The 12,679-nt window shown below is 70.8% G+C and carries 12 protein-coding genes, 1 pseudogene and 1 other annotated feature; of the genes and pseudogenes, 6 read left to right on the top strand and 7 right to left on the bottom strand.

Features of this window, described 5'->3' with window-relative positions; all coding sequences use genetic code 11:
• Window positions 1-149: 149 nt before the first annotated feature.
• Window positions 150-1,130 (top strand): annotated as a pseudogene (locus ACQP04_RS02625) (IS3 family transposase); the annotation flags it as partial.
• Window positions 164-298, top strand: a sequence feature (AL1L pseudoknot). It overlaps the preceding pseudogene by 135 nt.
• A gap of 28 nt (window positions 1,131-1,158) precedes the next feature.
• Here ACQP04_RS02625 and ACQP04_RS02620 read toward each other — a convergent pair.
• Entirely contained in the window at window positions 1,159-1,329 is a 171-nt protein-coding gene (locus tag ACQP04_RS02620) for a hypothetical protein (RefSeq protein ID WP_433505482.1), read from the bottom strand.
• Between the two features lie 360 nt (window positions 1,330-1,689).
• Between ACQP04_RS02620 and ACQP04_RS02615 the strand changes: the two genes are divergently transcribed.
• Window positions 1,690-3,264, top strand: a complete 1,575-nt coding sequence (locus ACQP04_RS02615) for a PP2C family protein-serine/threonine phosphatase (RefSeq protein ID WP_433505481.1) — start codon at window positions 1,690-1,692, stop codon at window positions 3,262-3,264.
• Window positions 3,265-3,480: 216 nt separating this feature from the next.
• Here the strand turns inward: ACQP04_RS02615 and ACQP04_RS02610 are convergent, their stop codons facing one another.
• Window positions 3,481-3,759 (bottom strand): GlsB/YeaQ/YmgE family stress response membrane protein, encoded by a 279-nt coding sequence (locus tag ACQP04_RS02610; protein WP_433505480.1) that lies wholly within the window; start codon window positions 3,757-3,759, stop codon window positions 3,481-3,483.
• Window positions 3,760-4,189: 430 nt separating this feature from the next.
• On the opposite strand from ACQP04_RS02610, the gene ACQP04_RS02605 reads away from it, so the two are divergent.
• Complete coding sequence (locus tag ACQP04_RS02605; RefSeq protein ID WP_433505479.1) at window positions 4,190-4,627, top strand: ATP-binding protein; 438 nt, start codon at window positions 4,190-4,192, stop codon at window positions 4,625-4,627.
• On the opposite strand, the gene ACQP04_RS02600 is transcribed toward ACQP04_RS02605, so the two are convergent.
• Window positions 4,596-4,820 (bottom strand): hypothetical protein, encoded by a 225-nt coding sequence (locus ACQP04_RS02600; RefSeq protein WP_433505478.1) that lies wholly within the window; start codon window positions 4,818-4,820, stop codon window positions 4,596-4,598. The two genes, ACQP04_RS02605 and ACQP04_RS02600, sit on opposite strands and share 32 nt — an antisense overlap.
• Before the next feature lie 533 nt (window positions 4,821-5,353).
• Here ACQP04_RS02600 and ACQP04_RS02595 point away from each other — a divergent pair.
• Window positions 5,354-5,716: a DUF6401 family natural product biosynthesis protein gene (locus tag ACQP04_RS02595; protein WP_433505477.1), complete on the top strand. Its 363-nt coding sequence runs from the start codon at window positions 5,354-5,356 to the stop codon at window positions 5,714-5,716.
• A gap of 253 nt (window positions 5,717-5,969) precedes the next feature.
• Window positions 5,970-6,731 carry an MIP/aquaporin family protein gene (locus ACQP04_RS02590; protein WP_433505476.1) on the top strand — a complete coding sequence of 254 codons (762 nt, stop codon included), beginning with the start codon at window positions 5,970-5,972 and terminating at the stop codon, window positions 6,729-6,731.
• A 396-nt stretch (window positions 6,732-7,127) separates the two neighbouring features.
• On the opposite strand, the gene ACQP04_RS02585 is transcribed toward ACQP04_RS02590, so the two are convergent.
• The 3 genes from ACQP04_RS02585 to ACQP04_RS02575 all read right to left on the bottom strand — a co-directional run bounded on the left by ACQP04_RS02585 (window position 7,128) and on the right by ACQP04_RS02575 (window position 9,680).
• On the bottom strand, window positions 7,128-7,535 hold the full coding sequence (locus ACQP04_RS02585; protein ID WP_433505475.1) for a PGPGW domain-containing protein: 408 nt from the start codon (window positions 7,533-7,535) through the stop codon (window positions 7,128-7,130).
• A gap of 215 nt (window positions 7,536-7,750) precedes the next feature.
• The gene (locus tag ACQP04_RS02580; protein ID WP_433505474.1) at window positions 7,751-8,545 is read right to left on the bottom strand and encodes a mechanosensitive ion channel family protein; all 795 of its coding nucleotides are present in this window, start codon (window positions 8,543-8,545) and stop codon (window positions 7,751-7,753) included.
• A 235-nt stretch (window positions 8,546-8,780) separates the two neighbouring features.
• Entirely contained in the window at window positions 8,781-9,680 is a 900-nt protein-coding gene (locus ACQP04_RS02575; protein ID WP_433505473.1) for a DUF2382 domain-containing protein, read from the bottom strand.
• Window positions 9,681-10,151: 471 nt separating this feature from the next.
• On the opposite strand from ACQP04_RS02575, the gene ACQP04_RS02570 reads away from it, so the two are divergent.
• Complete coding sequence (locus ACQP04_RS02570; protein ID WP_433505472.1) at window positions 10,152-11,279, top strand: MerR family transcriptional regulator; 1,128 nt, start codon at window positions 10,152-10,154, stop codon at window positions 11,277-11,279.
• Window positions 11,280-11,460: 181 nt separating this feature from the next.
• Here ACQP04_RS02570 and ACQP04_RS02565 read toward each other — a convergent pair whose 3' ends face one another.
• Entirely contained in the window at window positions 11,461-12,678 is a 1,218-nt protein-coding gene (locus ACQP04_RS02565; protein ID WP_433505471.1) for a cytochrome d ubiquinol oxidase subunit II, read from the bottom strand.
• Between the last annotated feature and the right edge of the window lies 1 nt (window position 12,679).

Raw genomic sequence — 12,679 nt, 5'->3', positions numbered from 1 at the left:
GACCGCGGCGGACAGCTCACGCCACGACCAACGAGCAGGAAGATCAACAGGTCGCTCGGAAGGTGATCGGGCCGGGCGCCGGTCTCATTCTCCAGGCTCGAGGGCCTCCTCCTGAAAGCAGGCGTCCGGACCCGATCGCTGCCCATTAGATCCTCAAGCGGGCCGCCAGTTTCTTCGGGGCGGAGCTCGACCGCCAGCATCGCAGGTAGTGGCGTTCATCGACGCCCACCGCGACGACGTGGTCGAGGGGAAGCCGCTCGGGGTCGAGCCCATCTGCTGGGTCCTGCAGGTGGCCCCGAGCACCTACTACGCCGCCACGACCCGCCCGCCCTCGGCGCGGGCCTGCCGAGACGGCGAGCTGATTCCGCAGCTGGTCGCGTTCTGGGAGGACAACTACCGCGTCTAGGGGCCCGCAAGCTGTGGAAGGTCGCCCGCCGCGCCGGCCTGGACGTCGGGCGTGACCAGGTCGCCCGACTCATGCGGGGGCGGCCGGGATCGAGGGCGCCCGACGGACCAAACGCGTGCGCACCACACGGGCGGATCCCGTCGCGGCTCGATACCCGGACCTGGTGCAGCGCCACTTCCAGGCCCAGGCACCGAATCAGCTCTGGGTCACCGATCTGACCTACGTCCCGACCTGGGCCGGGATGGCCTACGTGTGCTTCATCGTCGACGCCTTCTCGCGGATGATCGTCGGCTGGCGGGTCGCGGCGCACATGCGTACCTCCATGGTGCTCGACGCCGTCGAGATGGCCCGCTGGTCGCGCGGCACCAGGCTCGACGGGCTGCGGTGTCACTCCGACGCGGGCTCGCAATTCACCTCGGTGCGCTACGGCGAGCGACTCGCCGAAATCGGCGCCGTCCCGTCGATCGGCTCGGTCGGCGATTCGTTCGACAACGCCCTGGCCGAGACGATGAACGGCTACTACAAGGCCGAGCTGATCCGCGGTCCCGCCCGCCAGGGGCCGTGGAGGACCGTCGAGGACGTCGAACTGGCCACCTTGGGCTGGGTGCACTGGCACAACACCCGACGCCTGCACGGCTACCTCGGCGACCAGCCACCTGCTGAGTTCGAGCAGACGTTCTACGCTGCCCATCGGGACGACCGTGAGACAGTCGAAATCCCATAGGACGGGCCTCCATCGGACCCAGGGCGACTCAGACGTCCATTCGGACCGTGCGCGGGCCGCGAGCGTGCTCGAGCGCGTTGGTGACCAGCTCGGTGCACATCAGCTCGGCGTCGATCTGGTGGTCGTCGCTGTTGGGAAGGTGCTCGCGCAGCCAGGCCCGAAGGGGCGTCAGGCAGCTGGCGTCCTCGACCGCGATCACCAGCGAGCCCGGGTGCGGCCGAGGTCGGCACCGGTCTGACTCGCACTGTGCCGGGCGGGCGGCCGAGGGCATGTTGTCCCCGTCCGCCCGCTCCGGTCGTGGCCCGGTTGTGCTTCCCCCGTCGTTGGTCACGCTGTTCACCATCCCGACTGCTGCGGCTTTGATAGCCCGGGGTTACCCGCCGCGCCGACTCATGCAGCGCTTGTCCAGGTTCTTCCGTCCAGGGGTGCTGGCTGGTGCCGTCGACGAGGTTCGCGGCCTGCCGCGGTGTCGGATAGGAGCGCAGGACCTCCCGGCTTCGCGCTGACGTACTTGTCAACCCGGGTTGAAGGCTGCTGGCCTAGACCGACGAGCTTGATCGTGGCACGCGACAACTGGGGGAGGCTTCGAGGGCGTGCAGAACATCGGGCCCAGCTTTTCGCCTACTACGGCCGGCTTCCCCCTCGTCGAGACCGGGCGGACACGCTGATCTTGCCCGCGAGGTATTCCGGCGGCTCCACGACAAGCTTGGCCGGCGCATCCCCACCGCCGCAGCGGCGCTCGATTAGCCCGGGGCCGGGTACGGTCCCTTCGGTGAGCAGCGCAGAGGCCGAGGCCGAGGCCCTGACGAAAGCCCTGACAGAGGCCGAGGCGGAGGCCCTGGCAGCGGCGTGGGCCCGCGCGTTTGCACATGTCGTCGACCGCACCCATCTGGCCACCGGCGACGAGCTGTCGGCCATCGTCGACGACGCCGTGCGCCCACTCGGCCTGCGCACCGTCGTTCTGGTCGCCGACCTCGCCCAACAAGTCCTCACCCCGCTGACGGCCCAGGCCGCGTCCGCTCTGTCCGTGGACGGCACCCTCGCGGGCCGGTGCTACCAGACCGGCCAGATCATCGCGGGCGGCGACCCCGAGCAGCGCGTGCTGTGGGTGCCGATCCTCGACGGCACCGAGCGCGTCGGTGTCATGCGCGCCGACCTGCCCGATCCCGCGTGCACCGACCCGGCCACACACGGCGACCCCGATGAGCAGACCCAGCATGTTGCGCGCGGCGGCGGCGCGCCCCTGGTGGCGACCGACGGGCCGGAGCTGCGACGCTGGCTGTGGTCGTTGGCCGGGATGACCGGCCACGTCGTGATGACCAAGCTCGTCTACAGCGACCGGTTGCGCCGCATCCGCAGCAACGGCCCGCTCTCGCCCGCCTCGGAGCTGCTGTGGCAGCTGCTGCCACCGCGCACCTTCGCCACCGACAACGTCGTCGTTGCGGCCTTGCTCGAACCGCACGACCAGGTCGCCGGCGACGCCTACGACTACAACAGCGACGGACGCTGGGTCGACCTGGCCGTGTTCGACGGGGTCGGCCACGACCTCCCGGCCGGCCTCACCACCGCGGTGGCGATCACCGCGATCCGAAACGCCCGCCGCTCCGAAGAGACCGACCTGCTCGCCCTGGCCGCCCGCGCCGACGAGCTGCTCACGACCACCCCCGGCGCCCAGCTGTTCGTCACCGCGGCCCTCGCCCGCCTCGACACCACCACCGGGCGTCTGCGCTATCTCCTGGCGGGACATCCACCGCCACTGCTCGTACGGGAGGGCCACGTGGTCAAAGAGCTGGCCGCGCCGCCGCGTCCTCCCCTCGGGATCCACGCCTCCGGCGACAGCGGCCCGGGCGGCCTCGTGGCCGAGGAACAGCTCCAACCCGGTGACCGCTTGCTGCTCTACACCGACGGGATCACCGAGGCCCGCGACGCGGCTGGTGAGTTCTTCGGCGAGCAACGCCTGGTCGAGCTCACCGAGCGCACCGCGGCGGACCGACTACCGGCACCAGAGACCCTGCGCCGACTGTCGCGGGCGGTCCTCGAACACCAAGGCGGCAAGCTGCAAGACGACGCCACGCTGCTTCTGGTCGAGTGGTCCAGCACGGCCAAACAGACCGTGCTGCCGAGCAGCATCTAAGCAGGGTGAGCAGGACTTCGACCAGTTCGGACGCGCTCCCCGCAACCGAAGAGCCACACCCAGCATCAGGTCGAACCCCCAGACGGGGTCCTCGCCGTCCGCTGTCGACGTGGGCTAGCACACCGGTGACCGCGGCGGCCCGTGTCCCGCAGGCCGGGGACCCATGCTCGCGCAACTGCCCGTGCTCAGGTAGCCGTGTCGGGGCAGCGCCCGTGGTCAACGTCGGGCGCCGCGGCGGCTGTAGAAACCGGCGGTAACGGCCACCAGGATCGCTGCGACCACGACCTGAATGATGATCAGGATCCAGGGGATGCCGCCGTTGGCGTTGCCGTAGCCCAGCGCGGAGGCGATGAAGCCGCCGATGAACGCTGCGACGATACCGATGATCAGCGTGAGCCAGATCGGGATGGGTTGACGGCCCGGCACCACGAGCCGGCCGAGCGCGCCGATGATCAAACCGACGACGATCGCTGAGATGATTCCCGTGACGCTCATGGTGTCGCTCCTCTGCTGGCAATCCTGACCAAGTGGGCGGCGAATACCCGGCACGATGTCGCGCTACGCCGATCTGCCCGTTCCTGCCGAACCGGCCCGGCAGTGCCAGCGGGCCTATCCGCGCGGCGTCTCATGCCGCCCGTAGCGTTCCAGGCCTTCCCGGTGGCCCTGTCATCGGCAGCTGCGGCTGGTTGGGCTGATCACGAGCCCCCCGAGTCGCTGATGTGCACGAGGCAGGTCTGGTGGCTCGGCGTGCTGGCGGCGAACGTTTAGGCCGCTCGATGAAGGAAATAGCGGCCGGCTGGAGTGGCCCGAGCTCGCGAGGGGTCGCGCCACTGCGCTGCCCCGAGGAGGACGACGAAGGGAGCGAGGGTAATCGGGCATGGGTCGATCATTAGACGACGAGGGCGCGCCGGAGTTGGCGTGCTCCATGGCACTGAAGGCCGAGATGTGGGCGCCGGGAGTGGCGCGTGCGGAGCTCACAGCATGGCTGGAGACTCTGGCTTGGCCGGCCGCCGAGGCGAGCGCGATCACGGCGGCGGTCGACGAGGCGGTCGCAAACGCCGTCCTGCACGCCTATCCCCCTGTGGAGGACGCGGGTGCAGACGCCGCGCGGCGGTCGGGGAAGCAGGTGTCGGTGGAGGCGAAGGTGGTGCGGTCGACTGCTGGGACCCGGCGGATGCGGGTGGTCGTGCGTGACAGCGGCTGCTGGAACCCGCTCGGGGAGCTGGACCCGAAGGGTTCAGGCTTCAAGCTAATGAGAGCGGCGATGGACGAGGTGCAAGTCCTTCCCGGGGATTTGTGGTCCGATGCGGCCGGCACCGAGGTGACCCTGCTCAGCCGACCGGTCGCCGACGGACCCGGCTGATCGACCGGCCAGGTGCGGGCTCGGTGCTTGACGCATCGACGGCAAAGTCGGCTTCGCCGGCATGTGCGGTTTGGCCGCTCTGACGGTTGATCCGGCTGATTGCCCGGGTCGACTTTCGCGCGGTCAGATGTGCAAGTTGCCGCTCGCTACGGCGAACTTCCTGGTCGATCAGGAACTGCTCGTCGCGCGCCATGATTGCCTCCGAGCTGCGCCGCCGGACTGCGGCCTGGCCAGCGGGCTGACTCGCCACGGCCGCGTCGCGCCGCTTGCCGGGCCACACGCCGGGGCCTCGCGGGCGGCGACGTAGTCCATGATCGAGTCGATCACGTACTGCTTCGTCGTCGGCGCAGGTTCGGTGCGCGAGCCGGCTTGCTTGCTCTAGAGGCCCTTCTCGCCACCGCGCGGCACGACGCCCGGCTCAAGGCCGCCCGCACACTGGGGCGGCTGATCGGCGGCGGCGAGCTCGACGAGCACAGCGCCCGCACGCTGCTGCTGCAGGCCGCCGCAGGACACGTGGCCCGGACATCCGCGAGAGCGAGGTCGTCCGCGACATCACCGACGGCCTCGAGTACGGCAAGCAGCTGCCCCGCACCCTCCGCCGCCGCCACCACCAGCACGACCAGGTCGGAGTCCCCTGACCGAGTTCTCGTTCCAGCATGCGCAGTGGACCCGGGTGTGATAGAGGCGATCTGGTCGGGCGTGCGGGCGCCGGTAGCGTCAGCCGGCGTGAGTGTGGAGACGGCGGTGTTCACCCAACGGACCGCGCGCCGCTGGCTGGACGGGTTGCACCACGACGTGGGCCGGGCCGGACTGATTGCCGCAGCCGCCGTACCCGGACTGGCTGCGATGATCGACCAGCACGCGGCGGCAGTACGCGACGCCACGACGATCGGGCTGGAGAGCACCGCCGTCGTCGCCGGTCTGGCGCTACTGGCCAGCTACGCACACGGCGTACTCACCCACTCCCGCGACCTCGGATGGCGACCGCTGGAGCCGAACGTCGGCTCCTGGGGCAGCGCGGACTGGACGAGCCTGCGCCTCGCCGCCGTGTGCGCCCTCGCACGCACACGACACCTTCCTCTGCAGTAACTACTGCCCCTCGACGGAACCGCCGTGCCCTACACAGCCCGCCGGTTCCGCTCGCGGCCCGCTGATCGCAGCGCGGCCACCGCCGACACGGGCCGCCTCACCAGCAGGCGTCGTCCGTGGCAGCGAATCTGCGCCTTGACGAGGCCCCTGTCGTGGATGCGGTGCAGCCAGGTGTGACCGGGCGTATCGGTGTTATCCCGTGGCCACCGTTGGGGCGACACCCGTCGCCCTGCGTCAGCCCTCGGAGGTTTCCGTGACCGAGACCGACACCCGCACCACACCCCGCGTCCCATCGGGCCTGTACGGCTCGCGGATCGGGACGAACACGGCCGCTGCGGTCGTGGCCGAGCTGATCGGCACCTTCGTCCTGATCTACGGCGGCACCGCCGTCGCCGTGGCCGCCACCCTCAACCGGCCGGTCGCGGGACCCGTGTACAACTCGTTGGCGATCCCGCTGGCCTTCGGGCTGGCCCTGCTCGTGGTCGTGGCGTCGATCGGCCACGTGTCCGGCGGGCACGTCAACCCGGCCGTGACGATCGGACTCGCGGCGACGGGCGCCTTTCCGTGGCGGCTCGTGCCCGCGTACGTGATCGCGCAGCTGGTCGGCGCGATCCTCGGTGCCCTCGCAACCTGGCTGACCTTCGGGAATCCCGGCCGAAACGAGGCCTCCCTGGCCGCCACGGCACCGGCCCCCGGCGTCGGCGGCGGGACGACCTTCGTCGTCGAGCTCCTCGTGACCTTCCTGCTGGTGTTCGTGGTGGTCTCCGTCGCCACGGACGACCGCGTGCACCCGAGCCTCGCGCCCGTCGCGGTGGGCGCGGCGCTCGCCGTCGCGGTCTTCATCGCGGGCCCGGTCACCGGCGGCTCGGTCAACCCGGCCCGGACCCTGGGGCCCGCCATCGTCGCCGGCGAGTTCTCCGCGCTGTGGGCCTATCTGCTCGGCCCGATCGTCGGCGGCGCCCTGGCCGCGCTGCTCTACCACCGCTTCCTCGCGAAGGGCGACAAGCCCGCGTAGAGCACCGGCCTCCATCGGCGGGCCGGTCGGCGGCCTGCCGATCAATCCGGCGTGCACAGCAATCCCCGCGCCGACCGCGCCCACGATCACAGCATCCGCTCGCGGCCCGGCCCGCCGGCGGATCGCGCCCGGGTCTTGCGCCCACGTACACGGCGGCTTATTCGGCGACCGCGACACCGAGACCCCGAGACGCTGGGCGGGCATGCTCGGCCGCTTACCGATATTGGGCGGTCGCGCATCGGAATCTGACGACCGCGAACATGGCCGACGCTCCCCCGCCAGTCCGACCTCAACCGAGGCGAAGCCCTGGCCGTTCTCCCCATCGGGGGCGGTACGGGTTCGGGCGGGCCGCGGCCCGGGGTGCCGCGGACCCGGGCTGTGACCACCTAGCAGTAGTCAGAGGCCCAGAGCGTCTCTGACGCGCGCGACGATCTCGAAGTGGCGCAGTGCCCACACTCCGACGGCGACGACGACGAGCCCGCCCAGGGTGATCGCGGACGAGCTGACCGGGTGAGTCCTGGCGTGCTGCCAGGCCTGGCGAGCCTTGACCTGAAAGCGGCGGAACAGACGCTGCGCCCACGCGAACTCGGTCGACCACACCCATAGCCCGAGCAGCACCGGCGGGATTGTCAGCGGCCCGGGGAGCACCGAAAGTGCCAGCCCACTGGCGATGCATAACAGCCCAGCCACGAATACGGCGACCCGGTATGCCAGCGCGAGCCCGGGCCGCGAGCGGATGCGGTGGCGCAGTCCGCCGTGCGGCACTCGAGATGGCGCGCCGAGCAGCAGTGGCGTCGACGTCATGACAACTCCTGTCCCGTCTGCTCGAAGCACATGTGGCCGAGCCTGACCTCCGATGAGGGCGACTCTTGGCAATGGCGCAGCTGGTGCTACCGGCAGGAGGAGGGGGCGCGCTCGCGGTTCGCGAGCCCGCCACCTCCCCTAGCCGTGCCTTAGCGCGATCCCTCGGCGTTCCGGGTTACCAACGCAATCTTTCGGTCGGCTGCGCCCGAGGGGGATTAGCGCTGGTACTGGTGGGCGCCGGGGCGGTTGCCGGTCTGCGGGTCGGCTTGGTGCTCGGCGTGGGCCTGGGCGCGGGCTGCGTCGGCCTGGCCACGCTCGCGGGCGGTCTGCAGGTCGGACTTGACGGTGTCGGACTGCTCCTGGGCCTTGCGGTAGCCGGAGTCGATCAGGTTCTTTGCGGCGTCGCGCCCGCCGAGGCCGAAGGCCAGCGCGGCGGCCAGGGCCAGCCCGCCGATCAGGGCGATGTAGGTGGCGGTGACGATGACCGGGGCGATGCCCAGCTGGGTCAGAATCATGAACACGGCGATGGCCATGACCAGCGTCGGCGCGCCGCTTCGGACGATCTTGCCGGTCGGGGTGTCGCCCATGGTGCGGTGCGCGAGCCCGCCCACCGCGCCGGCAACGGCGGCGGCCACGATGAAGATGAGCAGCGCCGCGATCACCCGAGGCAGGTACGACAGGACCAGCCCGAAGAACGCGGTCAGTGCCGGGATGTTCAGGGTGGCGATCGCCGCGGAGATCACGAACAGCATGATCACCCAGAAGACGACGCCGCCGACGAGCCGGGCGGGGCTGCCGCCGGGGCTGACCTTCTCCACGTAGCGGCCGCCGGAGTTGGCGGTCAGCCGGTCGTCGAGCCTGGCCTTGCGCAGGCCCTTGGTGATCAGCTTGTTCAGGATCTTCGCGATCAGGTAGCCGACCACCAGCACGACGATGGCGCCGAGCAGTTGTGGCAGGTAGTTGACGAAGGCGGTGAACCCGCTCTGCAGGCTCTGCAACGCATCGAACATCGGTGTGACCTCTCGGATGTGGAGACCTGTGCGGCCGTTCCTCCCGCAGAGGTCAGGCCTGGTGGCGGGTTACCCCGTACTACTGATGGAGCAACAGCCGCCCTTCTTCCGGGGCGTTCGCCCTGTCGGGTCACTCACGGACCGCCGTCCTCGGCGGGCCCCGGTCCCGGCAGACCGACGGCGGTGGCACCCCCGGGAACCGGGCGGTGCCACCGCGCGGGACGGACCGGGGAGGTCAGCGCTCTTCGGTGCGCCGCTCGGTGCGGCCGGTGGTCTCGACCCCCGTCGTTTCGATCTCCTCCTTACGAACCTGACCGCTGACCTGCTGTTCCTCGGTCACGGTCTCCTTGCCCAGGCGCACCCGCTCCACCGGTAAGGCCTCGGTCTCGGTGACCGGTCGCTCGGCGTGCAACGTGACCTCGTGCTCCTCCTCGGAGATCGCCGGGCCGTCGGTGGCCGCGTCGATGTTCGACTCGGTGATCGGCTCGCGCTCGATCCGGACCTCCTCGTGGGAGACCGGCACGGTCTGGGTGACGTGCTCGGTCACCACGTACTTGCGCAGCCGGGCTCGCCCGGCCTCGGTGGTCTCCGTACCGACGCGCATCCGCTCCTCCGAGCGGGTCATCGCATCGTCGGTGTTCGGGCCCGACACGTCGTGGCCTGCTGCCCGCTCGACACGGCCGTCGGCGTCGCCGCGGGTGGCGCGCTCGTCGGCGAGCCCGTGCCGGCCGCCGGCCGCCTGCTGCCCGGCGTAGCCGGCCTGCTCGCCGTGGCCGGTGTGGCCGGTCTGTCCGGTCCGGGCCGTGACGGACTCGCCGCCATAGGGGACGCCGTAGTGCTCGAAGAGCTGCTTTTCCTCCTGGGTGCTTAGCTCTTTGTCCGGGTCGTGGTGTGGCGCGGACTGCAGGGCGTCCTTGTCGAACGGCACCCGCAGCTCGTCGCCGGCGAGGTCGGCGGTGGCCAGCGGGACCAGGGAGATGTGCGAACCGAACAGCCCGCTCTTGACCGCCGCCCACTCCGGGCGCTTGGTGTCGTTGTCCAGGTAGACCCCGTCGACCTTGCCGAGCCTCTCCCCGCCGCGGCCGGTCACGGTCATCCCGAAGATGCTCTTCGGATCCTGCAGATTCACAGCCATCGTTCGTCTTCCTCTCGCCGTACTGCGCGCCCCGGTGGACGAGCGGTTCCGTGTGTCAGGAGTCGGCCGACGAACCAAGGGGTAGCCACCGCCACTAGCAGTAATCATCCGCGCCCAGATTTTGCCCAAGATTTAGTGAACGCCGGAGTAGCGAGAGTGGCGCGGGTTGCCACCAGTGGGTCGCCGGTCTGCGTGACAGACGTGAGCCGAGCCCGCGCGTAACGTGATTGCGGTCGCCTGATCCCGGTCGGGCGGGCCTGGGGCGCGCTTTGGAGCTACCGACCTGTAGGCGTCGGCGCCGCGATACTCCCGAATGGCCGACAGCAGGAACCGGCACGTGCGGCCGCGTTCAGACGATGCGAAGCCTTGAGGAGCGGCGAGGGACTGGCGGCGGAAGGGCTGGCGGCGGAGGGGCTGTCGTCGTACCTACTGCTCAACGACGTCGTTCTCCGATCGAGGAGGTGATAGATCTTGGAGCTGGGATTGCCTATCTCCTCGGCCGCCCGCCAACTCGGCATCGACCCCGAGACCCTGCGCAGCTGGCAACGCCGTTATGGGCTGGGCGCCAGCAGTCGCTCCGCTGGCGGGCACCGCCGCTACACCGGAGCCGACCTCGCGCGGCTGCGCCACGCCCGCGACCTCATTGCCGCCGGCCTCAGCACCGCGGAGGCTGCTCGCGTCGTCCTCGCGTCAAATCAAGCATCATTCGCGCTGGAACTCCCCTCGGAATCGTCGCGCCCTTCCAGCGGCGAACCTGCACACCGCGATGTCGGTCTTTCACCCGACGCCCACCCCGGCCCTACGGTGACAGCTGGTCTGATGGGCGCGGCAGAGCAGCCACACACGCCACCGCCACCCGATGTCGCTCTGTTCACCGAGGCCGCCTTGAGTCTCGACGGGGCCTTACTCGCTTCCCTGCTCGCCGCTCACCTCGACCGCAACGGCAGCTACCGCACCTGGGAGGCCCTGCTGCGGCCGGCATTTCGGGCCGTCGACTCGTGCGACGCCGACCGGGCCCAACGCATCGCCGCCGAACACCTGCTCTCCCACCTCACCTCGGCCGCGCTGCTCACCCGGGCGGCCCCCCGGACACCGGGGCCGCTCAGCGACACCGCCCGCCCCACTCGCCGCTCACAAGCTCATCTAGGCCGGGTAGTGCTCGCCTGCACGCCTACCGAGCAGCACAGCCTGCCTTTGCTGGCGCTCTCGGCCACCCTGGCCGACGACGGCATCCCCACGCTGATGCTCGGTGCCCGTACCCCCGTCACGGTACTGCGCCGCCTGGCCAACACCCCCTACACACAGGAACAGCAGGTCATCGTGCTGTTCGCCCTGCGCGCCGGCGCCGCGAACCCCGCGCTCCTCGCCCCCGGTCGCAACGGACTCACCTGGATCGCAGCAGGCCCCGGATGGGACCCTCGCCCAGTTCCTGTCGAGGTCCGGTGGGCCAACGGGCTCGCCGCCACGGCCGAGGCCGTCAGCGCCGCCCTCCCCCCGCTCCAGAAGCCCCCGTCACCGACGTCACCTAATGCGTCCCCAGCATGCTCACCTTGCCCGGCGACGGTCAGCTCATCGAACTCCGTCGGCTCATTTGGTTGAGGCAGGCCCTCCTCCGGACGCCTCGGTGGGTATCCGCTCCGGATTGGGCTTGAGGCTGCGATTCGGGCAGGTTCTCTTTGCGAGCAAGCTCGCGTATCGCCGTCCGTCGGGTGGCCCGCGCCCTTGAGCCTTCTGCACCTCGGTCACCCCGATGCCCTCCCTATCGATGGCCCGTGCCCAATCAGTTCCGCCGGCGCCGCCGCGGGGCGAGCTGCCGGAAGACTTCACGGAGCGCGCCGCCGACGACGACTGCGAACACGGCTGCCTCCAGGACGGGATGGCGATCGACGGGGTGCCGAACCCCCGCTGCTGCCGGCCCCTTTTCCTCGGTCGCGCCGCTGGTGCCGGCTCGGGCCCCGGCGGGTACCGGTGGGGGCTGCGACTCCTGCAGCATCCCGTGCTGCTGCAGCCAGTACAGCCACACGAACGCGGGGAACACGAGCAGCACGGCCAGGCCCAGGGCGACGAAGAGCGCCAGCTGCGCCGGCTCGGGGGCGGCGCTCTGCGTGAGCGTGAGAGCCCCGGGCAGGACCCACGGGTACTGGGCGACGCCCCACCCGGCGACCACGCCGACCACAGCCAGCGCCGCGGCGCCGCGCAGCAGGTTCGGCCGCCTGGCCGACAGGAGGGCCAGCGCGGCGATCCCGCCGAGGACGGACACGACGACCGCGGGGAGCGCCGGCCCGGTCAGGCGGGCCCACAGGTACGGGGCGCTGCCGGCCAGCAGGCCCAGATCGACCCCCGCCAGGACACCGGTGACCACGCCCGCGACGAGGGAGCGACGGCGGAAGTAGCGTGCCATGTCGCCGTGGCCGCGCCGCTCGCAGTCGGCCACGAGGTAGACGCCGCCGACGTAGGCGCACGTGGCCACGAAGAGCAGACCGGTGACGACCGCCGTGGGGCTGGTCCACGCGCCGCCCAGGTTGCCGGCCGGGTCGGCCGGTACCGCCCCGGTGGCCACCGCGCCGACCGTGGTGCCGAGGAAGAACGGCGTGAGGAAGGAGGAGGCGGCGAACAGGGCCCCGTACAGTCGCGTCGTCGCCGGGCGCTTGGCCTCGTGCCGGAATGCGAAGCCGACCCCGCGCAACACGATGCCGAGCAGGGACAGGGCGAGCGGCACGAACAGCGCGACCATCACCGCGCCGAACGCACCCGGGAAGCCGGTCCAGAAGACGACGAGCCCGAAGATGATCCAGACGTGGTTGCCCTCCCAGACCGGTGTGACGGACGCGTCGATCTCCTCGCGCGGGCGGGCCCCACGCTCGTCGCCGCCCGCCAGCAGGTCCCAGGTGCCGGCGCCCAGGTCGGCACCGGCGAAGAGGGCGTAACCGGCGATCGTCACCATCAGCACCACGGCGACGGCGACGGTGCTGACGGAGGGGGCCACGTCGGGGTTCACG

The sequence above is a fragment of the Pseudonocardia halophobica genome, from assembly GCF_050948485.1.
In the GTDB taxonomy this organism is placed as follows: domain Bacteria; phylum Actinomycetota; class Actinomycetes; order Mycobacteriales; family Pseudonocardiaceae; genus Pseudonocardia; species Pseudonocardia halophobica.
The sequence above is the reverse complement of the archived record's forward strand: the minus strand, read 5'-3'. Positions and strand labels throughout refer to the sequence as shown.